This window comes from Gluconobacter japonicus (assembly GCF_002723975.1).
GTDB lineage: Bacteria > Pseudomonadota > Alphaproteobacteria > Acetobacterales > Acetobacteraceae > Gluconobacter > Gluconobacter japonicus.
Genome location: NZ_BEWO01000016.1, coordinates 26,747 through 48,205 on the forward strand (window position 1 = coordinate 26,747; position 21,459 = coordinate 48,205).

General features: G+C 58.8%; 22 protein-coding genes. 18 read left to right on the top strand and 4 right to left on the bottom strand.

Annotation, left to right across the window (positions count from 1 at the left end; translation table 11 throughout):
- Positions 1–16: 16 nt before the first annotated feature.
- Genes GJA01_RS10990 through GJA01_RS11035 form a run of 10 tightly spaced genes read left to right on the top strand, consistent with a single transcriptional unit; the run spans position 17 to position 9,114 of the window.
- Positions 17–652, top strand: a complete 636-nt coding sequence (locus tag GJA01_RS10990) for a TlpA disulfide reductase family protein (RefSeq protein WP_062503548.1) — start codon at positions 17–19, stop codon at positions 650–652.
- Between the two features lie 16 nt (positions 653–668).
- Positions 669–1,433 carry an N-formylglutamate amidohydrolase gene (locus tag GJA01_RS10995; protein WP_062503550.1) on the top strand — a complete coding sequence of 255 codons (765 nt, stop codon included), beginning with the start codon at positions 669–671 and terminating at the stop codon, positions 1,431–1,433.
- Positions 1,430–2,260: a shikimate dehydrogenase gene (locus GJA01_RS11000; RefSeq protein WP_062503552.1), complete on the top strand. Its 831-nt coding sequence runs from the start codon at positions 1,430–1,432 to the stop codon at positions 2,258–2,260. The genes GJA01_RS10995 and GJA01_RS11000 overlap by 4 nt, the downstream gene beginning before the upstream one ends.
- A 3-nt stretch (positions 2,261–2,263) precedes the next feature.
- Positions 2,264–2,869 carry a dephospho-CoA kinase gene (coaE, locus tag GJA01_RS11005; RefSeq protein ID WP_062503554.1) on the top strand — a complete coding sequence of 202 codons (606 nt, stop codon included), beginning with the start codon at positions 2,264–2,266 and terminating at the stop codon, positions 2,867–2,869.
- Positions 2,866–3,552, top strand: a complete 687-nt coding sequence (gene dnaQ / locus GJA01_RS11010; RefSeq protein ID WP_062503556.1) for a DNA polymerase III subunit epsilon — start codon at positions 2,866–2,868, stop codon at positions 3,550–3,552. Before coaE ends, dnaQ begins: the two co-directional genes overlap by 4 nt.
- Positions 3,552–4,460, top strand: a complete 909-nt coding sequence (locus GJA01_RS11015) for a glycosyltransferase family 9 protein (RefSeq protein ID WP_062503558.1) — start codon at positions 3,552–3,554, stop codon at positions 4,458–4,460. Before dnaQ ends, GJA01_RS11015 begins: the two co-directional genes overlap by 1 nt.
- A gap of 37 nt (positions 4,461–4,497) precedes the next feature.
- Positions 4,498–5,574, top strand: coding sequence for a glycosyltransferase (locus GJA01_RS11020; protein ID WP_062503560.1), 1,077 nt, complete (start codon positions 4,498–4,500; stop codon positions 5,572–5,574).
- Positions 5,574–7,334: an asparagine synthase (glutamine-hydrolyzing) gene (gene asnB, locus GJA01_RS11025; RefSeq protein WP_062503562.1), complete on the top strand. Its 1,761-nt coding sequence runs from the start codon at positions 5,574–5,576 to the stop codon at positions 7,332–7,334. The genes GJA01_RS11020 and asnB overlap by 1 nt, the downstream gene beginning before the upstream one ends.
- Positions 7,335–7,368: 34 nt before the next feature.
- A complete protein-coding gene (locus GJA01_RS11030; RefSeq protein ID WP_062503563.1) occupies positions 7,369–8,688 on the top strand; it encodes a dihydroorotase in 1,320 nt (439 codons plus the stop codon).
- Between the two features lie 45 nt (positions 8,689–8,733).
- On the top strand, positions 8,734–9,114 hold the full coding sequence (locus tag GJA01_RS11035) for a hypothetical protein (RefSeq protein WP_010502385.1): 381 nt from the start codon (positions 8,734–8,736) through the stop codon (positions 9,112–9,114).
- 6 nt (positions 9,115–9,120) lie between these two features.
- Here GJA01_RS11035 and GJA01_RS11040 read toward each other — a convergent pair whose 3' ends face one another.
- Positions 9,121–9,423, bottom strand: a complete 303-nt coding sequence (locus tag GJA01_RS11040; RefSeq protein WP_010502387.1) for a hypothetical protein — start codon at positions 9,421–9,423, stop codon at positions 9,121–9,123.
- 154 nt (positions 9,424–9,577) lie between these two features.
- On the opposite strand from GJA01_RS11040, the gene GJA01_RS11045 reads away from it, so the two are divergent.
- The 5 genes from GJA01_RS11045 (at position 9,578) to GJA01_RS11065 (ending at position 16,036) form a co-directional block, all read left to right on the top strand.
- The gene (locus GJA01_RS11045; protein WP_253783243.1) at positions 9,578–10,258 is read left to right on the top strand and encodes a tetratricopeptide repeat protein; all 681 of its coding nucleotides are present in this window, start codon (positions 9,578–9,580) and stop codon (positions 10,256–10,258) included.
- The gene (locus GJA01_RS11050; RefSeq protein WP_062503568.1) at positions 10,258–11,652 is read left to right on the top strand and encodes a PQQ-binding-like beta-propeller repeat protein; all 1,395 of its coding nucleotides are present in this window, start codon (positions 10,258–10,260) and stop codon (positions 11,650–11,652) included. The genes GJA01_RS11045 and GJA01_RS11050 overlap by 1 nt, the downstream gene beginning before the upstream one ends.
- Before the next feature lie 4 nt (positions 11,653–11,656).
- Positions 11,657–13,048 (top strand): ribosome biogenesis GTPase Der, encoded by a 1,392-nt coding sequence (gene der / locus GJA01_RS11055; protein ID WP_034881641.1) that lies wholly within the window; start codon positions 11,657–11,659, stop codon positions 13,046–13,048.
- Between the two features lie 181 nt (positions 13,049–13,229).
- On the top strand, positions 13,230–14,642 hold the full coding sequence (locus tag GJA01_RS11060; protein WP_010502395.1) for a sugar porter family MFS transporter: 1,413 nt from the start codon (positions 13,230–13,232) through the stop codon (positions 14,640–14,642).
- Positions 14,643–14,647: 5 nt separating this feature from the next.
- Positions 14,648–16,036 (top strand): MFS transporter, encoded by a 1,389-nt coding sequence (locus tag GJA01_RS11065; protein ID WP_172794466.1) that lies wholly within the window; start codon positions 14,648–14,650, stop codon positions 16,034–16,036.
- Here GJA01_RS11065 and GJA01_RS11070 read toward each other — a convergent pair.
- Entirely contained in the window at positions 16,005–16,673 is a 669-nt protein-coding gene (locus tag GJA01_RS11070) for a class I SAM-dependent methyltransferase (protein WP_062503572.1), read from the bottom strand. The genes GJA01_RS11065 and GJA01_RS11070 overlap by 32 nt on opposite strands.
- 5 nt (positions 16,674–16,678) lie before the next feature.
- Positions 16,679–17,590 (bottom strand): 4-hydroxybenzoate octaprenyltransferase, encoded by a 912-nt coding sequence (gene ubiA, locus GJA01_RS11075; RefSeq protein WP_062503574.1) that lies wholly within the window; start codon positions 17,588–17,590, stop codon positions 16,679–16,681.
- A gap of 36 nt (positions 17,591–17,626) precedes the next feature.
- Here ubiA and GJA01_RS11080 point away from each other — a divergent pair, with 36 nt between their 5' ends.
- From GJA01_RS11080 to GJA01_RS11090, 3 genes are all read left to right on the top strand, one after another.
- Positions 17,627–18,367 carry a 16S rRNA (uracil(1498)-N(3))-methyltransferase gene (locus GJA01_RS11080; RefSeq protein ID WP_062503576.1) on the top strand — a complete coding sequence of 247 codons (741 nt, stop codon included), beginning with the start codon at positions 17,627–17,629 and terminating at the stop codon, positions 18,365–18,367.
- Between the two features lie 75 nt (positions 18,368–18,442).
- Positions 18,443–19,819: a glutamate--cysteine ligase gene (locus GJA01_RS11085; protein WP_062503577.1), complete on the top strand. Its 1,377-nt coding sequence runs from the start codon at positions 18,443–18,445 to the stop codon at positions 19,817–19,819.
- 92 nt (positions 19,820–19,911) lie between these two features.
- Positions 19,912–20,544 (top strand): LolA family protein, encoded by a 633-nt coding sequence (locus GJA01_RS11090; protein WP_062503604.1) that lies wholly within the window; start codon positions 19,912–19,914, stop codon positions 20,542–20,544.
- Between the two features lie 4 nt (positions 20,545–20,548).
- Here GJA01_RS11090 and rsmI read toward each other — a convergent pair whose 3' ends face one another.
- The gene (gene rsmI, locus GJA01_RS11095) at positions 20,549–21,382 is read right to left on the bottom strand and encodes a 16S rRNA (cytidine(1402)-2'-O)-methyltransferase (protein WP_062016512.1); all 834 of its coding nucleotides are present in this window, start codon (positions 21,380–21,382) and stop codon (positions 20,549–20,551) included.
- Between the last annotated feature and the right edge of the window lie 77 nt (positions 21,383–21,459).

The following is a 21,459-nucleotide window of genomic DNA, read 5'->3' on the forward strand; positions in this document are numbered from 1 at the left end:
TATCAGGATCTAACGGATGGCTTTTTCATTAACCCGTCGTGCGGCTCTCACCGGGGCTGCAGGGCTTCTTGCGACATCCCGCGCATTCAGTGCGCCTGCCGAAGACAAGGGTATTTCTTTTGTCCCGAACTCTTTTGGTGTTCTCGCCAAACCGCGTGTTCTGCCAGCCCTGTCTGTCAAGAACGAGCAGAATCAGGACGTTCCTCTGTCACACTGGTTCGGCAAACCCTTCGTGCTGCATTTCTGGGCAACGTGGTGCCCGCCCTGCATCCGTGAACTGCCGTCCGTGAATGCGACAGCCAAGGCGCTGGGTGCAGAGGGGCCGCAGATCGTGACAGTGGCTGTGCGTGGAAGCACCATCCCCAAGGTCCGTGCTTTCTATGACGCCCATCAGATTGATGCGCTGCCTCTGCTGGTGGACCCGATGTCTTCCGTCATGATGGAAACGGCGGATCAGGACGCTCTGGTGGCGTCTGTCAAACAGGTTCGGCCGGCGGATCTCAAGGATCTGACACCAAGCGTCATGTCTCTGCATGGTGTGCCACGCTCCCTGCTGCTGAACGCCAGGGGAGAGGTCGTGGCCGAAGCAATCGGGAATATGGACTGGTCTGCGGATGCGGTCCGCCATACTCTGTCTGCTCTCGCAGGTTAACAACACTAAAGAGCCAATGTCCCTTCCTCTGCTGGGTGCCGATGATCCGGCACCATTCCTTCTGTTTCCCGAAACGCGGCCCTCGCCATTCGTTCTGGTCAGTGACCATGCAGGCAAAGCCGTTCCCCGAACGCTTGGATTTCTGGGGGTGGAAGAGGCGGAATGGCAGAGGCATATCGCCTGGGATATTGGCATTCTCGGGGTCGGGCGGGCTTTGCATGAGAGGCTGGGCTCAACTCTGATTGAGCAGGTCTATTCCCGTCTCGTCATCGATTGTAATCGCGCGCCCGGCCATCCGACGTCCATGCCGCATGTCAGTGACGGAACGCCTGTTCCGGGCAACAGTGCCGCTCCGCTTCAGTGTCGTGCCCGACGCGAACGCGAAATCCTGCACCCCTATCATGATGCGATCGCTGAAGCATTGCTGGAGCGGGAAGGACGCCCGACGGCTCTTATTGCCCTGCACAGCTTCACGCCGGAAATGGCAGGTGTAAAGCGGCCATGGCAGATCGGAATCCTGCATCATAAAGATAGTCGTCTGGCGCAGGCGATGATCGAAATGCTTCGTGCAGAGGGAGACCTCTGTGTGGGCGACAATGAACCCTATGTCCTGACGGACAGCAACGAATACACCGTCCCCCGTCACGCAGAAGCGAACGGCCTGCCATATCTGGAAATTGAACTCCGGCAGGATCTTATCGCTGATGAGGCGGGACAACGGGAATGGGCAGCGCGCCTTGCGCGGCTTCTGCCTCAGGTCTGGGAGAGACTGGCTGCATGATTGACGGACATACCAAACTTGCTGGCGTCATGGGCTGGCCGGTCGAGCACTCACGCTCCCCGCTGCTGCACAATCACTGGTGTCGTGTGCATGGCGTCAATGGCGCATATGTCCCGCTGCCAACGCGTCCTGAGCATTTTAATGTTGCCCTGAAAGGTCTGGCTGCTGCCGGATTCCAGGGCGTTAATGTCACGATTCCGCACAAGGAAGCGGCCATGCGCGCCTGTGACCGCCTGACGGATACGGCCAGGCGGGCGGGTGCGGTGAACACCGTTCGTTTTGAAAATGGCCAGATCATCGGGGATTGCACGGACGGAACGGGCTTCTGCGATAATCTGACGGCCCATGACGTCACATTGTCAGGTCGTGCACTGATCCTTGGTGCAGGGGGAGCCGCCCGCGCAGTTGCTGCGGCGCTGCTGGATCGTGGATGCGAGGTTATCGTGGCAAACCGCACGATGGAACGGGCCGAAGCCATGGTTGCAGCCCTGAAGGGCGGGGAAGCGGTGGAGTGGTATGACTGGCCAAATCTGCTGTCGGGGTGTTCCCTGTTGGTCAACGCAACGTCCCTTGGCATGAACAACAAAGCGGATATCGACTGGAAACCGCTACTGCGTCAGGCCGGGGCCAATCTGTGCGTGACGGATATTGTTTATACCCCACGCGATACCCCGCTGCTGATAGCTGCCCAGAAGGAAGGTCTGCGCACTGTTGATGGGTTGGGAATGCTCATCCATCAGGCACGGGCCGGTTTCCGTTCCTGGTTCGGTGTTGACGCGGAAGTGGATGAGGCGACGTTCAATCTTTTGGCTGCCAGCCTGCGCTGAGTCATGAAGATCATTGGCCTCACGGGCGGGATGGCAGCGGGGAAGAGTACGGTTGCCGCCCTGTTCCGCCGGGCTGGTGTGCCGGTTTTTGACGCCGATGCGACCGTGCGCGGGCTACAGGCGCCGGGCGGGAAGGCTCTCCCCGAAATTGCACGCCTTTTTCCCGGTACCGTCACGGAGGGGCAGCTTGATCGCCAGGCCCTGCGTCAGGCGGTTGTTGGCGATAAACTGGCGCTGAAACGGCTGGAATCCGTTATGCACCCGCTGGTTCGCGCTGAACGAGCACGTTTCCTGCGGCAATGCCGGGCGCGCAAAGAGCCGTTCTGCATGCTGGATATTCCGCTTTTGATGGAAATTCGGGAGGACCAAAACTGCGATGTCGTGGTGGTGGTGCAGGCCCCGATGACGACGCGTCTGAGCCGCATCCGACAGCGCGGACGCGGACAAACACGAATGACTGAGGAGCAGGCGCGGTCCCTGCTGGCCCGGCAGATGCCAGACCATGAACGCAGACGCCGAGCGCACATCGTGATACGAACCGGGCTTTCCCGCGGATCTGCTGCCCGGCAGGTTCGCGCTCTTCTGCACCGTCTGCGCGAGGCCCCATGAAACGCTCAATCCTGTTCGATACGGAAACCACAGGCTTTGACCCAGAGCAGGGCGATCGCATCATCGAAATTGCGGCTATCGAACTGATCGATGATCTGCCGACCACCAATCATTATCATGTTATGGTGCATCCGGAGCGCGACATTCCGGCTGAAGCGACAAAGGTGCATGGTTTTCGGATCGAGGATCTGGAGGGCGCGCCGAAGTTCGCCGAAATCGCGGATGGATTTCTGGAGTTCATCGCGGATTCTCCGATGATCGCCCATAACGCACGCTTCGACTTCAAATTCGTGAATGCCGAACTTGAGAAGTGTGGTCGCGCCCCGTTGGATTATGCCAGTCGGGCGGTCGATACCGTCGAAATGGCGCGCAAGAAGTATCCGGGGATGCCCGCCAGCCTAGATGCGCTGTGCCGTCGCTTCAACATCGACCTGTCCCAGCGTGGAACCCATAACGCGCTGCTGGACTGTAAACTTCTGGCCGAAGTGTATGTCGAACTGATGGGTGGCCGTCAGCGCGGACTTGGACTGGCTGGTCCATCGCGGAACAAAAATCTCGCAGGGGCAGAAGACTTCCTGGCCAATCGTACACCCCGGAAAATGGCGCCTCCCACTGCGGAAGAACTGGCCGCCCATGCGGCTTTCGTAGACGGCCTCAAGGAGCCGGTGTGGCGTCGCGACTAATGAAAATTCTGTTCATTACGTCCAACCGGCTGGGCGATGCTGTTATTTCGACAGGGGTTCTGGGAGCATTGCAGGCGCGTTATCCTGCCGCGCTTTTCACAGTTGTCTGCGGCCCGGTCGCGGCGGGGTTGTTCGAGCCTGATCCCCGGTGTGAGCGCGTCATTACACTGGAAAAGCGTCGGCATGATCGCCACTGGCTGGATCTCTGGCAGCAATGCGTGAGAACCCGATGGTTCATGGTGGTTGACCTTCGTGGCTCGCTGCTGAGTCTTACGTTGCGAACGCGCCATCGATTGATTGTTCGGGGTGGGCGTCGGGACGGGCGCAAGGTCGAGCAGCTTGGTCGGGCACTCGGACGTCGTCAGATGCCTATGCCGCGTGTCTGTGTGTCCGACCATCAGGAGGCAATGGCGCGTACGCTTCTCCCGAGCGGACAATGGCTCGCTCTGGGGCCAACTGCAAACTGGGATGGCAAGATCTGGCCGCCGGAGCGGTTTGTTGCTTTAGCTGAAGGTCTGCGTGCGCAGGGACTACGGCCGGTAGTCTTTTATGGGCCGGGAGAGGCGGAAAAAGAACGTGCACGGCCGGTTCTGGAAGCTCTGCCGGATGCGCTCGACCTTGGTGGAAATCGGGAGCTTGGCGAAGTTGCAGCCCTGCTGCGGCGGTGTGCGCTCTTTATTGGGAATGACTCTGGGCTCATGCATCTCGCAGCGGCAGCGGGAACACCCACGCTTGGCCTGTTCGGACCGTCCCGCATGTCAGAATATGCGCCATCTGGAGAAAACGCCTTTGCTGTTGCGGCTCCGGGACCAGAGGGAGAGGCACCTCTGATGGGGCTTCCCGCTTCGAAAGTCCTTGAAGTTGCACGAGCGATTCTGGACGGAAAAGCCGAAGCCTTCCGAACCTGACCTTGAAGCGCCGCGCTGCATGGCCGATAGAGAAGTCATGAGCGTTTCTTCCCAGCCGTCGCCTGTGGCACCGTCTTCTCCTTCGGGGCGAAAAGCCAGAGTGGCACATGTCATGGCCGGGTCTGCGCGAGGGGGGGCAGAACTGTTCTTCGAGCGCCTCTCCATGGCCCAGACGGCGGATCAGCGCCCCGTTCGGGCCTTGATCCGGCACGATGCCGGGCGTGAAGCACGCCTGCGGGCCGCGAATGTGGAGACGCAGACGTTCCGTTTCGGCGGCATGCTGGATGTGGGCACAAAGCCGCGTCTTCAGAAAAGTTTACGCGAGTTTCAGCCGGATGTGGTCGTCGCCTGGATGAGCCGTGCGGCCCGGAAACTGCCGTCTGGCCCATGGCGGACGGCGGGGCGTCTTGGTGGATATTATGATCTGTCCAATTACCAGCGTTGCGAGCATCTGATCGGCAATACGCGCGGTCTGGCGGACTGGATGAAAAAGCAGGGCTGGCCAGCAGACCGTGTGCATTACGTCCCGAATTTTGCGACGGATTTTTCGACTGTTCCTGCGGTCCGCCCGGAATTTCTGCCACCAGAAGCGCCTTTTGTACTGGCTCTTGGGCGGTTGCATGAAAACAAGGCTTTTGACGTTCTGATCCGGGCCATGACGCCTCTTCCGGGCGTGCATCTTGTGATCGGTGGAGAAGGGCCGGAACGCACCGCGCTGGAGGATTTGATCCGGAAGGAAGGGCTTTCGGATCGTGTGCACCTGCCGGGCTGGGTGGCCGATAGTGGCCCCTGGCTGAGAGCCTGTGACGTCATGGTCTGTCCCTCCCGGATCGAGCCGCTTGGAAATGTGGTGATCGAGGGACTGTCTGCTGGTGCCCCGGTCGTCGGAAGTGCCATTCAGGGGCCGCAGGAAATTCTTGCGGGAACAGAAGATGGTCTTCTTGCTCCTGTTGAAGACGCCGAAGCTTTTGCCAGTCAGATTGGAGCTATTCTTGAGGATGCAGCGCTGGCAAGACGTTTGCGGCAGAACGGTCGTGCCCGGTTCGAGCGCGAATTTGCCGAGAGCGTTGTCATGGCCAAATGGTCCGAGTTTCTGGATGGGGGACTGTCCTGATGTGCGGGATTGCGGGACTGTCCTGCCTTCCGGGTCATACGCCGGATCAAGCTGCGCTGGAGCGCATGTCCGCGGCTATTTTCCATCGCGGGCCAGACGGTGAGGGACGTCTCGATTTCGCAGGAGCAGCACTCAGGCACCGGCGACTGTCTATCGTCGATATTGCAGGGGGGACGCAGCCTTTTTGCGTAGGGCATGCAGCTCTGATCGCTAATGGCGAGATCTATAATGATCCCGATATTCGTGCGGGCTTTCCAGCCAATTATTTCAAGACTGGTAGTGATTGCGAGCCGCCGCTCTCTCTCTGGCTGCGGGACGGCACGGGCTACACGCATGATCTTCGCGGCATGTATGCGATTGCAGCGGTGGAAAATGAACAGGGCCAGCATGAAATGGTGCTGTCCCGCGATCCTTTTGGGATCAAACCGCTCTACATCGCGGAGTATGAAGGCGGCATAGCGTTTGCTTCTGAGGCACAGGCGCTTCTGGCCGGAGGTTTCGGTATTCGTCGCGCACGCGGGAAAGCACGGGATGAACTGCTGCAACTCCAGTTTACGACGGGCCAGAAAACGATCTTTCCGGGTATTCGACGTCTGCTTCCAGGCGAGACCCTGCGCATCGTGGACGGTCGCATCGTGGAGTCCCGCCGCAGGCATGTTCTCAAGGAAGCCGCAACGCCAGTTCCAGCCGATCTGACGGACGATCAGGCTCTTCGTCGATTGGATACTGCCCTGCTGGATAGTGTTCACGCCCATTTACGGGCTGACGTACCCCTCGGGTTGTTTCTGTCAGGCGGGATAGACAGTTCCACGATTCTTGCGGCTGCTCATAAGCTGGGCCTGCCACACCCCAAAACCTGGACCGCCCGTTTTGATAGCGGAAAGGCGGATGAAGCCAATGATGCTGCGGCTCTGGCAGCCTCGGTCGGGGCCGATCACCATGTCCTGACCGTGACGGAAGCCATGGTCTGGCAGCATCTTCCTGCCATCGTGGCGTGCATGGACGACCCGGCTGCGGATTACGCTATCATTCCAACGTGGTTCCTCGCGCAGGAGGCTCGCAGGGACGTCACGGTAATTCTGAGTGGGGAAGGCGGGGATGAGCTGTTCGCCGGATATGGCCGTTATCGCCGTGCACTGAAACCCTGGTGGCGGGGCGGAAGAGCTCCTTGGCGTTCAGGGACATTCGGCCGCTGTCTTCCGGGGCGGGGACGGCAATGGCGGTCAGGACTGGCTGCCATGGAATTGTCGCAGAGCCTGACGGGGCTTCCTGCTGTGCAGGCCCTCGATATTGCCGAATGGTTGCCGAACGATCTTCTGCTCAAGCTGGACCGCTGCCTGATGGCGCATTCCGCCGAAGGTCGCACTCCTTTGCTGGACCCGGTCGTGGCTGAGGCTGTCTGGTCCTTGCCTGATCGGTTCAAGGTCCGTGATGGGTATGGCAAGTGGCTTCTGCGGCGCTGGCTTCAGGAGGCTTTGCCCCAGGCTCGCCCGTTTGCACCCAAACAGGGTTTCACCGTTCCTGTCGGGCCTTGGATTGAGGGGCAGTCAAAACGACTGGCTCCGCTCGTAGCGCAGCATGCCTGCATTCAGGCCATTATGCCTGCGCATCGGGTCGAACGTCTTTTCTCCACAGCAACGCAGCGCGGACATGCCCGACAAACCTGGACGCTGCTGTTCTATGCGCTGTGGCACCGTCATCATATCGAAAACATCCCAGTGGATGGGGATGTTTTCGAAACGCTCTCCCGCGTTAACTGAACGCGGCTTTCACCAGACTCAATGAGGACAGACCATGCATTACGATCTGATTATCCGGAATGGCCGCTGTGTATTTCCATGGGGTGAGGCCGAGGCTGATCTGGGTGTTCGGGATGGTCGCATCGCTTCTCTGTCCGTTTCGAAAGACGATGACGCCGACCGTGTGATTGACGCGACCGGGCTGCATGTTCTGCCCGGCCTGATCGACAGTCATGTGCATCTGCGCGATCCGGGAAATGCGGCTGTCGAGACCCTGGAAACCGGAACACGCGCGGCGGCTCTTGGTGGCGTTACGACTGTGTTTGATATGCCCAACACGTCCCCAAGTGTCACCGATAAGGCGATGCTGGACTGGAAGCGCGAGCACATCAGCAAGGTCGCCCATGTGGACGTCGGTATGTATATCGGTGCGACCCGTGAGAACACGCCAGATCTTGCCATGTTGGAGCAGCAGCCGGGCGTCTGTGCAATCAAGGTCTTCGCAGGGTCTTCGACCGGCAATCTGATGATTGAAGACGATGAGGGCATCGAAGCGGTCATGCGCTCCGGTCATCGTCGCGTCTGCTTTCATTCTGAAGACGAATACCGTCTTCAGGAACGGAAGCCCATGTTCCATGAAGGGCAGCCCTACGCCACACATAGCATCTGGCGGGATGTGGAATGTGCATTCCTCGGTACCCGTCGTATTATGGCGATTGCCCGCAAGACGGGTCGTCCGGCCCATATTCTTCATACGTCCACGGCGGAAGAACTGGAGTATCTGGCAGGCTTCCGGGATGTTTCGACGGTTGAAGTTCTGGTCAATCACCTCACGCAGGTCGGCCCGGAGTGTTACGAGAAGCTGGGTGGTCTCGCCGTCATGAACCCGCCGCTTCGAGATCAGTATCATTACGAAGCAAGCTGGAAGGCCATTCAGGATGGTCGCGTAGATGTCGTCTCGTCCGACCATGCGCCGCATCCGCTTGAGGCCAAGAAACGTCCGTGGCCGAACTGCCCCGCCGGTCTGACGGGCGTTCAGACGATCGTGCCGGTTATGCTCGATCATGTGAATGCGGGTCGCCTGAGCCTGTCCCGCCTTGTCGATCTGATGGCTGCTGGTCCGGCGCGTGTTTACGGACTTCAAACAAAGGGCCGGATGGCTGTCGGTTTCGACGCGGATTTCACACTGGTGGACATGAAGGCGCAGCGCGAAATCACGAATAACTGGATCGCGTCTCCGGCCGGCTGGACGCCTTTTGACGGCACGCAGGTGACGGGTTGGCCGATGGCAACCATCGTGCGCGGAACAGTCGTCATGCAGGACGATGAGGTGATTGGAAACGCAACGGGACGTTTTGCCAAATTTGCGCCTTGATCGAGGCGTAGGGCGCGCGACGCTTCGACCAAGAAAGGGAGCTTTATGATTCGTCCCGTTGCCGCGCTGTGCGGCCTGTCTCTTCTGTCCGTGCTTGCTGCTGGAACAGCTACGGCTGCCGACTCCGGCTGGAGTGCACCCAAATGTGGTGCCGAGCCGACGGCACCCACGGTCAAGGCCGGGACGGTCGCCCAGTACAACGAGAGCGTGGACCGCGTAACGGCTTACGAAAAAGAGGCCCGGGCCTATAACGCCTGTGTCTCAGGGCAGGCCAATCGCGAAGAGACTGCCATCAGTCAGGAAGCCAGCGCCAGGATTTCGCATATCCATACGGCGAGTGCGGCTGTGCAGTCCCGCATTGCAGGGTCATTCCAGAAGCTGTCCACGGAACTGACGGCTGCTGGCCGTAAGCTCGGGCACCACTAAAAAACGTTACTGCCCCATACGTGTCTGATTTTGCAGAGGGGTAAGGCTCGTCGGGCCTTCATAGGTCTGGCGGGCCACATTGGGCATCAGGTCCGGCCTGGCCCAGCAATCCGTCCCTTCAAAGCTGGTCGTGCAGTAAGGCTGGGGCGGGGGCGGCCCAACCGGACGGGAGCAGAAACTCTCGTCGTCATAGAGATAGGCTGTGTTGCAGTCCTTGCCGGTGAGGGCAGAGGCAATGCGGTCCGGGGCACATCCGCCGAGAGCGCAAAGCATCAGGGCTGATGGCAGCAGCAGGGCTGGTTTCTTCATGCCGGAGAGGATCATCTGGCAGGGGTTAAAGAAGCCCTAAAACGGCGATGAGTTTCTTTCGGTAACAGCTTCTCAAGCGAAGCGTTTGCCGCAAACGTGCGGCACCTGTATGGTTCCGCCAGAACTTTACAAAACCGATCCAACAGGGGACCAGGTGGCGGACGATTTCATCACAGAGGTGAACGAGGAAATTCGGCTTCAGCGCTTACGGGCAGCTGCACGTCGATGGGGTGCTGTCGTGGCGGGTGTCGTCGTCGTAGGCGCGATCGGCGGTGGCGTCTGGGAATGGCAAACTCATGCCCGCAAAGCGGCGCAGGGGGCGGCTTCTGCCCGATATTTCACGGCACTCGAAACGCTGGCTGATCCCAAGCATGACAAGTCTGTCACGCAGCAGGCTGAAGCAACTTTTCAGGATCTGGCCGATCATGGCCCGGCGGGAGTTCGCTCCTATGCCGCGCTGCGTCTGGCTGATCTGAAGATGCAGGATCACGATACGACCTCTGCGCTGAAAGCCTGGAACAGCGTTGCGTCCGATTCTGCTGCCGAACCTGCACTGAAGGATCTGGCGCGGTACATGGTCCTGAATGCCCAGACCAACACGGCAGACCCGAAGACGCTGCGTCCCGGCTATGAAGGTCTTGCCCAGAATGGTGGGGCCTGGGGGGCGTTGGCGCAGGAAGGTCTTGTTGGGTTGGATCTGCGTTCTGGCGCAACTGCCGAACAGCAGAAAGAAGCCCAGCGTTTGCTGACGCAGATCAGCGGGAATGCTGATGCGCCTGAAGGGGTTCGTGCCCGTGCACAGGCTCTGCTTGAAACCTTTGGAGACGCTGGTTGATGCGCCGCCCTGACCGATCTTCCCCGACCGTGAACCGTCGTTCCCTGTTACAGGTCGCCTGTTCCGGTGCTGCCCTGACCGCACTGGGCGGATGCAGCCTGTTCAATGATGATGAAAAGCCAATGCTGGCTGGCCATCGTGTTGACGTTCTCTCCACCGGGGCTGGCCTGACCGTTGATCCTGAAGATCATACGCCGATCAGCCTCTCAACCCCGCAGGCTGTAACGGAATGGCTTCAGCCGGATCGCACGCCGGATCATGTTTCGGTTAATGCGATTGGTAGTGGCCTTGATCTCAAATGGAGCCGTTCGATCGGCGCCGAGGTCAATCCGACGAGCTTCCTGTCCATGGTGGCCATCTTGCCGAACAGTCGTGGTGCAATTCAGTCGCCGCCAGTGATTGGAAATGGTCGTATCTTCACGACGGACGCACAGGGTGTCGTGAAAGCATGGACCTGGCCGGGTATGAAGCAACTCTGGTCACACCAGCCGGCACCCGCCAAGTCCCGCTCCACCAATATTGGTGGTGGTGTCGCATTGGAAGGTGACACGCTTTACATCGTTGATGGTGTAGCGCAGGCGCTGGCAGTCGATGCTGCAACCGGCAAAATAAAATGGACTGTCGATCTTGGAACGCCGGGCCGTTCTGCTCCAACCATCGCAGACGGGCTGGTCGTTTTCGGAACGATTGACGAGCGTCTGTTTGCACTTGAAGCCGCGACGGGCCGTCAGGTCTGGACGTACCAGGCAACCGGTGCGGACACTGTCGTCTTCGGTCAGGCCGCGCCTGCGATTGTGGACGGTGTGGTTCTGGCAGGCTTTGGCAGCGGCGATCTTGTTGCCCTGCGTGCGGCTTCCGGTGAGATGGTATGGAGTGACAGTCTTGGCGGTGCCAACGGCATGGGCGCCATGCTGGATTTCTCGTGCATCCGTGGCGCCCCCGTTATCAAGGACGGTACAGCTTACGCCATTTCCATGTCCCGCGTTCTCGTGGCTGTGGACATGCGGTCTGGTCGTCGCCTCTGGGAACGTGAAGTCAGCGGCCAGACACCGCTGACAATCTGTGGCGACTGGATGTTTGTCCTGTCCACGGATCAGCAGCTTGCCTGTCTGGACCGCTTGTCTGGTCATGTGCGCTGGATTACACAGCTTCGTCGCTTCCGCCGTCAGGAAGTTCAGAAGGATGCCGTCCAATGGGTCGGTCCTCTTCTGGTAAACGGCAAGCTGCTCTGTTTCTCCACTCTGCCGCAGGAAGGCATGGTGGTTGTTGATGCCGTAACAGGCAAAATTGAATCGACCCGTAAAACCACGGCGCCATGCCAGGTTCAGCCAATCGTCTGTGACGGTCTGGTGCTGACACTGTCCCAGGATGCTGTTCTGCGGGCCTATGGCTGAACGAATGACCTCTGAGAACCTGCCCATCGTTGTTATCGCTGGGCGCCCGAATGTCGGGAAATCCACTCTTTTCAACCGGCTCGTCGGGCGCCGTCAGGCGCTTGTCTCGGATGAGCCTGGTGTAACGCGCGACCGCAAGGAGGGCGAGGCCCTCATGCGCGGTCGCCGTATCCGCATCATCGATACGGCCGGTCTTGAAGAAGCGGCGCCGGATACGCTGTTCGGGCGTATGCGGGCCTCTTCCGAATCCGCTGTTTCCATGGCGGATCTGGTTCTGTTCTGCATTGATGCCCGTGCAGGCATCACGCCCACGGATGCCCATTTCGCCAACTGGCTGCGTCGTCAGAACCGCCCGGTCATGCTGATTGCCAACAAGGCAGAAGGCAAAGCCGGAACTGATGCAGCTTTGGAAGCCTATTCGCTGGGTCTGGGTACGCCACTGGCTCTTTCGGCCGAGCATGGCGAAGGCATCAGCGATCTCATGGGTGAGATCGTGGACCGCCTGCCACACGCGCCGCGCCAGGTTCGCCATCGTCGTCGTGACGAAGAGCCTGAAGAGGGCGAAGAGCAGGAAGAGCGTCCGGCTGGACCGCTGCATCTTGCGATTGTCGGTCGCCCGAATGCGGGTAAATCAACGCTTCTGAATTGCCTTCTGGGCGAAGAGCGCATGATTACTGGCCCAGAAGCTGGCCTGACCCGTGACTCCATTTCGGTCGAACTGTTCGATGAGGTTGGACCAATCCGCCTTGTTGATACGGCCGGAATGCGGAAACGCGCACGCGTCGAGCAGCCCCTGGAGCGCATGTCTGTCTCTGCGTCCATTGAGGCGCTGAAAATGGCGGAAGTGGTTGTCCTGACCCTTGATGCCACACTCGGCGTTCATGAGCAGGATCTTCAGATTGCCCGTCTGATCGAAAAAGAAGGGCGTGCCTGTGTTCTCGCTTTGAACAAATGGGACGCTGTTGAAGATCGTGTTGCGACCCGCAAGGCTATTTCTGACCGGATCGAGACATCCCTGGCGCAGGTTCGCGGGATTCCTGTGGTGACGTTCTCTGCACTGACAGGAGCGGGTGTTCATCGTCTGCTTCCCGCCGTCCGCAAGGCTTATGAAGTCTGGAACTCGCGTGTCACGACGGGCGAACTCAATCGCTGGTTCGAGGAAATGCTGGACCGGCATCAGCCGCCACTGGTGGATGGTCGTCGTCTCAAGCTGCGCTACATGACGCAGGTCAAGGCACGTCCGCCAACCTTCCTGCTGTTTGGGACCCGCGCTGAAATGCTGCCGGATGCGTACAAGCGCTATCTGGTCAATGGCCTTCGCGAGACGTTCCATATGCCGGGTGTGCCAATTCGTATCCAGTTGCGTGGCACGAAAAACCCTTACGCAGATAAGTGATGCTCTTTTCTGTTCCGGTATGCATCGTACGCATACCGGAACAGAAAATCTAAACTGGACTATAAAACTCCCTCTTTTCGTATATCTATCCCTCTCCAAACGTTGGTGTTGGTTTGTGTTCGGTCCTAGAAAGACCGTCAGGTATGAGCCAGACCTGAGTTAAGGATGAGGAACAGGAATTATGGTCGGGATTGCTGCGGTCCGCAGTGAGGACGTTTCAGGGGAGCCTCAACGCAGCACGGCACGCGCTACGGCACTGGGGATCATGGCGGCGCTTGCTGGCCTGATGTTCGGTCTCGATACTGGTGTGGTTGCAGGCGCTCTGCCCTTTATCGCTACAGATTTTCAGGCCAGTGACGCCCTGCAAGGGTGGATTGTATCGTCCATGATGGCAGGGGCCGCATTTGGTTCTCTGATTGCTGGACGTATCTCCACGCGATACGGGCGTACTGGAGCCATGCTTGTCGCCGCAATTTTATTTCTTCTCGGGACGCTGCTGTGCGCCCTGGCACCGTCTGCTTTGATCCTGATTATCGGACGCGTCTTTCTGGGGCTGGCCGTAGGTCTCGCAGCATTTGCTGCGCCGCTCTATATTTCTGAAATCACTGTCGAATCCGCTCGCGGGTCCATGATTTCCTTTTACCAGTTGATGGTCACGCTCGGCATTTTCCTTGCCTTCGTGTCTGACAGTCTTCTGGCGAGCGGTCAGCACTGGCGTTGGATGCTCGGAATCATGGCGGTTCCTGCAACGCTGTTTCTGGGCATTGTGTTGATCCTCCCGCACAGCCCGCGCTGGTTGATGATGCAAGGGCGCAAGGACCATGCGCGCCGTGTTCTCAACAGCCTGCGTTCCGACGAAGAAGTGGCAGAGGCTGAACTGGCCGACATTCAGGCGCGTTTGCACAAAAGCAGCGATGCCGGGTTCGGCCTGTTTCGTAGCAATCCCAATTTCCGTCGCTCTGTCTATCTGGGCATGCTTCTTCAGGTCATGCAGCAGCTAACCGGGATCAATGCCCTGCTGTATTATGCGCCGCGCGTTTTTCAGGCGGCCCATTTTGGTGTCAACGCGTCCATCTGGGCTACGACACTTGTCGGTCTGACGAACATGATCCTAACGGGTGTGGCGATTGCCTGCGTGGACAAATGGGGCCGTCGTCCGCTTCTCATCCTGAGCTGCGTCATTGCGGGATTGGCGTTGCTGGGTGTGGGCATCCTGTTGGCGGTCGGCGCTTCGAGCTTTGAGGCTCAGATTGCTCTGTGCGGGTTTGTTCTATTGTTCGTGGCTGGATTCGCAATCGGTGAGGGGCCGCTTGTCTGGACCCTGTGCTCCGAAGTTCAGCCCACGCGCGGACGTGATTTCGGAATTGGCTGCTCCACTGTCACAAACTGGGGGGCAAACTGGGCGATTTCCAAGACTTTCCCGATGGTCATGGTCGCTATGGGCGCTGCATCAACATTTATTATGTTTGCCGCTTTCAATGGACTTTTCGTGCTTGTCACGCTCATGATGGTTCCGGAAACGAAAGGTGTCTCTCTTGAGACGATTGAGACCAATCTTTTTGCCGGTAAAAAACTGAGGGATCTGGGGCGTTAATCGTGATGAAAGTCGCTGCCGCTGGCGAGAAAGATCTCGACTGCGACCACCAACGACACGCTGGGCTTTACGGAGCCCAGCGTGTCAAAGCCATGTCAGCCGTTCTGCTTGGACTGCTGCTTTCCGTTCTGGATTACGCCATTGCGAACGTGGCGCTTCCTTCCATCGCCCATGATCTGAATGCCCCGTCTTCGCGGGCGATCTGGGTGGTGAATGCCTATCAGTTGGCCAACCTGTCCTGTCTCTTGCCTCTGGCGTCTTTCGGGTCGCGGGTAGGCTTTGCCCGTATGAGCCAGATTGGCATTTTCCTGTTTCTCATCACGTCTGTCGGCTGCGCCCTGTCCCAGAACCTGCTGGAACTGACGCTGGCCCGGGCCCTCCAGGGGGTTGGGGGGGCGTGCATCATGAGCGTGAATATCGCGCTCGTACGGTTCATTTATCCTCATGCAGAGCTTGGTAAGGGCATTGCCCTGAATGGTCTGTTTGTGGGTATTGGAGTGGCTCTAGGGCCAACGATTGGTTCGATTGTTCTTTCGGTCGCGACCTGGCCATGGATTTTCTGGATCAATCTACCTCTGGCCTTGGCGGCTCTCGCCATGGCGCATTTTGCTCTGCCACAAACGCCCCGAAGCGAAACGCAGGCTGATATTCCCGGCTCCATCCTGACCGTGGCTTCTTTTGCGTTGCTTGGCATCGGTCTCGATGGATTGATGCACGGCGACTTCCTGCCGGGATCGCTGCTGACTGGCGCTGGTCTGATCTGCTGGTGGCTTCTGCTCCGGTATCAGAAGGGGCGTCGGGAGCCGATTGTTCCTGTGGATCTTCTGGCGCGGCGGCCATTTCTGCTGGCCTGCCTGGTGGGATTTCTCGGCTTTGTGGCCTCAAACCTCTATATTGTCGCCATGCCTTTCACCTTGGCGTCAGCCTTTCATCGTGGCGATTCCACAATTGGGCTTCTGATTGCGCCATGGGCTGTTGGAGTGGCTGTGATGTCATTCGTGGTCGGGAAAGTGGCTGACCGTTTTCCTGCATCCGTGCTGTCTTCTTTGGGATTGCTGCTGACAGCTTTTGGCTTTCTGCTGCTCTGGCTGTTGCCACTGGATGCGAGCAATGCTGCGATTGCGTGGCGGACCCTTCTGGCCGGCTGTGGTTTTGGTCTGTTCCAACCTCCCAATAACCGGGCCATCATGGTGTCGGCCCCTGCTGGCCGGGAAGGTGGGGCCAGTGGCATGCTCTCAGTCGCACGCCTTGGGGGACAGACGACGGGTGCCTTGCTCGTGGCTGCCCTTTTCACAATCTTCCCCCATCCAGCCTTTATCTGCCTTGGCGGTGCGATGATCGCGGCGTTAACAGGGTCCGCTCTTAGCCTTGGGCGGAAATACCTCGCAGACTGAAGAGTGTTGTTGTGCGCTGGTCGGTACTTTCCAGCTCCTGAGTGGTCTGGACGTTCTGTTGAGCCAGAATGTCTAGATCCAGTTTGGGAGCGTAATGGCGTCCGGGATCGCAGAGCCAGACTTCGCAGTGCTGGGCACAGTCCAGCAGCCATGGCATGATGCGTGCGGCCATGGCCTCATTGTAACAGACGTCTCCGATGACCAAGAGATCGCAGTCAGGCTTTGAGCCTACCAGATCTCCAGCAAGAAGCGTCACCGTGACACTATTCAGTGTGGCGTTCAGGGCAGTGGCTTCCAGCGCCATTTGATCGATATCGTTGGCTTCTACAGCAGATGCCCCGGCCATTACCGCAGCAATGGCGGCTAGACCGCATCCGCATGCGACGTCCAGAACACGCTTGCCCTGAACCCGCTCAGGGTTGTCCAGAATATAGCGTGCGATAAGCTGGCTGCCCGGCCACGCAAAGGCCCAGAAGGGCGGCTCAATGCCATGCGCTTCAAGAAACGCTTCGCTGGCCTGCCAGATAGGAGTGATATCTGTTGCCAGATGCAGGGCGATTTCCGGCACAAGTCCGGCCCTTTCGACTGCCGTGTGGTCGCGGATGAATGCCGCTGGGTCCTGCAGTCTGACGGGCATGGTGTTCAAAGTCTTCCGCAGATGAAGGCAAGAGCCAGAAGGAAACCGATCGGGACGTTTTGTTTGAACTGGCGCAGGCAGTTCGGTGCGTCGTAGGGGTTAAGCGTACGGGCCTGCTGAAGAAGAAGCAGGCCTGCCACTGCAAAGAACACCCAGAAGCCAAAGTGCAGATGGGCGTGAATGGCGACCAGCCCCAGAGCCAGCAGCATCAGGCTATAGCAGGTGGCGATAAAGGGTTTGGCACGCTTTTCCATAAGGCGGGACGTGGAGCGCACGCCGATGCGTGCATCATCATCCATGTCCTGAAAACCATAGATGGTATCAAAGCCAAGCTGCCAGAGAATGACGGCGCCATAGAGCAGGGCTCCGTTCCCATCCAGGCGCCCACCTGCCGCAGCGTAGCCCATGGGGGCCCCGAAACCGAACGTGAAGCCCATGACAAGCTGAGGCCACCAGGTAACACGCTTCGCGGCGGGATACAGGGCCACAAGAATCAGCGCGAAAGGGGCCAGAATCCAGCAGGCCACGGGTAGGCACAGCAAAACACACAGGCCACAGAAGAGCAGGGCAGCGAGCAGCTTGAGTCCCTGTTTCAGGGAAAGCGCACCACTGGCTAGGGGGCGACCAGCGGTTCGGGCAACTTTGGCATCAATATCGCGATCCCAGATGTCGTTTACGACACATCCGGCAGACCGCATGACAAGGGAGCCGAACGCGAAGAGTGCCGTGTAGAAGATGCGAAGCTCAAGCGGAGCGTCTGGCGCAAGGAAAAGCCCCCACACGCCGGGAAGGAACAGCAACCACGTTCCGACCGGCCGATCCAGCCGGGCCAGAAGCGCGTAGGACCGCCATGGCTCAGGCAGGCGGCCGGTCCAGCCTGTCAGGCTGATATCGGTGTGGGGGCTGGTTTTGTTCATCAAAGCCCCTGATGCGTGGCGGAGGCGCTTCCGTCAATGGCTGTAGCGCGCTATCGGAAAAGGATGAGCCGATCTGATCCCCGTCTTTATCTTGAAGTTCTGGATGTCACCTTCACGGAAGGGCTGGAACTTCCGCTCCCTGCTGGTCAGGCCCATTACCTGGGCAATGTTATGCGACAGGCTGTTGGAGACGCTGTTCGTGTTTTCAATGCGACGGACGGGGAGTGGGCTGCGACGCTCCAGACCCTTCGCAAAGACCGTGGGACAATTGTCCTTGGGGCAATGGAGCGTCCTCCGCAGCCAACGGACGGTGTGGAGCTTCTGTTCGCGCCGTTGAAGCGGGACGCGACAGAACTTGTGATCCGCATGGGTACGGAACTGGGTGTGACCGCCTTCCGACCCGTCATTACGGAACGAACCAATACCCATCGTCTGAATCTGGACCGTCTTGCCCTGATTGCGTCCGAGGCTGCTGAACAATGCGAGCGTCTGGATATTCCAATGATTCACCCGCCTGAACCGTTGAAAACCGTTCTCTCCACCTGGCCAGATGACAAGCCGCTTTTTGCGGCGCTGGAGCGTCGGCCTGGCGAAGACGGTCCGTTGAAAGCGGCGGCGCTGCTGATTGGGCCGGAAGGCGGATTTTCTGATACTGAGGTTCTGTTGCTTCAGCGTCATTCTGCTGTCCATGCTTTGACGCTGGGGCCGCTTGTGCTGCGGGCCGAGACTGCTGTTTGTGCTGGCCTGTCCCGTCTGGCGCTCAGACGTGGCGCGTGAGGGTGACAGGATCGTCTGACCTGCTACAAGTTCAATCAATATCGAACAACGATTTTAAACCGAGGCAAAACCGCCATGTCCAATCCCGGCACGTCCAATAGCGCAACGATCGAGAATCGGGCGCAGCTCGTCGAGGTTCTGGAGCGTGGCTCCAAGCCGCAGTCTGAGTGGAAGATTGGCACCGAGCATGAAAAGTTCGGGTTTGTGCTGCCGGGACAGGATGACGGGCGTGAGCTGCTGTCGGCTCCTCCCTACGAACCTAAGGGTATTGGTGCTCTTCTTCAGAAGCTGGAAGGACCGGACTGGGCGCCGATTCATGATGGAGAGGCGCTGATTGGTCTGGCTGGTCAGAACAGCCAGAAAGGTCGCTCGATTTCCCTGGAGCCTGCGGGGCAGTTTGAACTTTCGGGTGCGCCAGTTGTCTCGCTTCAGGAAACGCAGGCTGAAATGCAGGAGCATTTTGACCTGATTCGTGGTCCGGCTTCCGAGCTTGGAATTGGCTTCCTTCCGTTTGGGTTCCAGCCGCTCTGGGGCCGGGATGCCATGCCGTGGATGCCCAAAAGCCGCTACGCCATCATGCGGAATTACATGCCGAAGGTCGGGAGCCTCGGTCTGGACATGATGACGCGGACCTGCACCGTACAGGTTAATCTGGACTTTGGCAGCGAAGCGGATATGGCCCGCAAGATGCGTGTGTCTCTGGCGCTTCAGCCTTTGGCAACGGCGCTGTTTGCCAATTCACCTTTCGTGGAAGGCAAGGCCAACGGGTTCATGTCCAACCGTGCCCGCATCTGGACGGACACTGATAACCAGCGTGCGGGTCAGCCTTCCCTGTTCTTCGCAGAAGATTTCAGCTTCGAAAAGTATGTCGATTGGGCGCTGGACGTTCCGATGTACTTCGTCGCCCGTGATGGAAAGAATATCGACGTGAGTGGTTGTTCCTTCCTTCGTTGGCTGAATGGCGAGGCACAGCCCGGTCTGGAAGGTCTGACCCCGACCATCGGCGATTTTGAAGACCATCTGACGACCGTATTTCCGGATGTGCGGCTCAAGCAGTTCCTGGAAATGCGTGGCGCGGATGCCGGTAAGCCGGAGATGATGGTTGCGCAGTCCGCACTCTGGGTTGGTCTTCTGTATGATCCGGCCACGCTGGAAGCGGCTGAAAAGCTGGTTCTGGAACAGCCCTGGGAGGTTTATCAGCAGCTTCGTGCCGATGTACCCGCAAAGGGAATGCAGGCTGAATTCCCGGGTGGTCTGAAAGCTCTGGCCAAGCGGGTTCTGACACTGGCAGAGCAGGGACTTCGGGCGCGTGTTCGTAATGAGGCTCACTTCCTTGATCCGCTGCATCTGATTGCAGAAGGTGGCCCGAATCAGGCCGAATACTGGTTGGCCCTTTATGAGGGCGCATGGGGCGGCAGCGTGAAGCCGCTGTTCCGCGAAGCTTCAATCTGAAGCTGAACATTCCGGTTTTTATCGGGAGGCGCTATGAATCGGGAAAGCGGGTGCTTTTTGCAACCCGCTCCCCGATCGGTAGTTCCAGAGGGATGATGAACCGTCTTTTCTTTCGCGCGGCTGTAGCCAGCGCTTTCATGTCCGTTGCTGCTCTCCCGTTTCCTGCTCTGGCGCAGGCTGTTCCGGCGCAGCTTCGTCCTGTGGATCAGGGATGGGTCGCCCGTATTCAGGATACGCTGGGTCAGATTACGGTCCTTCAGGCCCGCTTTCAGCAGATTGCTCCCGATGGCAAAACCGTTGGTGGAACGGCGACGCTGGATCGTCCGGGGCGGATGCGTTTCGATTATGATAGCCCAAGCCCGCTTCTGCTGGTCGCGAATGACGGGAAGGTCGTGTTTCAGGATCGCAGCGTCGGACAGGTCACGGTCATTCCGCTGGACCGCACCCCCCTGGGCCTTCTGCTTCGTCCTGACCTGAAACTGTCTGGGGACGTGACTGTTACGGGATTCGAGCGCAAAAGCGGTCAGATCCACCTTCAGGTTGAGAAAACCGATAACCCAGGTGAGGGGAACCTGACCCTCGTATTTTCGGAGGCGCCTTTGGCTCTTCTGGGATGGGAAGTCGTAGATGCGCAGGGGCGAACGACCCGCATTGCTCTGTCGGATGTAAAGACAGGTGGAAGCGTGTCCCAGTCTTTGTTCACGCTTCCAAAATCCGAAGACTGAGGACTTAGTTCTTCATCTCTTTTGAGAGTTCCAGCGCACGGGCATAAACCGTGCGCTTTGGAAGTTTCACAATCCCGGCGACAAGCGTTGCAGCGTCCTTGACCGAATGGCTTTCCAAAGCCTGTCGTAGATGCGTATCCAGATCATCCGCGCCACTGTCATCTTCTGCTGATGGGCCAATCAGAAGCGTGATTTCTCCGCGGGGTGCTGTTGTTTGGAAATGAGCCAGCACTTCTGTGAGCGTTCCGCGCACCATTTCCTCAAAACGCTTCGTCAGTTCGCGACCAACGGCGGCCTCGCGATCGGGCCCGAACACCTCAATCAGATCTTCCAGTGTTTCAACCAGACGATGCGGTGCCTCATACCAGATCAGCGTAGAGCGTACGCCAGCCTGTTCGGCTGCGCGGAGCGTTGCAAAGCCGGTCTTGCGGGCTTCGCTGCGTGGCGCCGGAAAGCCGAGAAACATGAAGGGTAGGGGGGGCAGGCCAGACAGCGTCAGAGCAGTGATGACCGCGTTCGGGCCAGGAATGGCCGTAACGGGAATACCAGCGGCAATGGCTGCTCGCACCAGACGGTAGCCGGGGTCTGAGACCAGTGGGGTGCCCGCGTCTGACACGACGGCGTATCGTGCGCCTGCAGAAAGTTTTTCAATGAGAAACGGGGTGCGATCCTGTTCGTTGTGATCGTGCAGCGTTCTGGTGGGCGTGGAGATGTTGCGGGACATCAGCAATTTTGCCGTAACCCGCGTATCTTCACATAAAATCGCCTCAACGCTCTGTAAGGTCTCTATCGCGCGTTCGCTGATATCGGCCAGGTTGCCGATTGGCGTCGCAACCAATATCAGTTGTCCCCCCACTTTCGGGCCATGCTCCGATGGCGGGGCGGCCGTTAATATTTCAGCCGTATCGCTCAAGG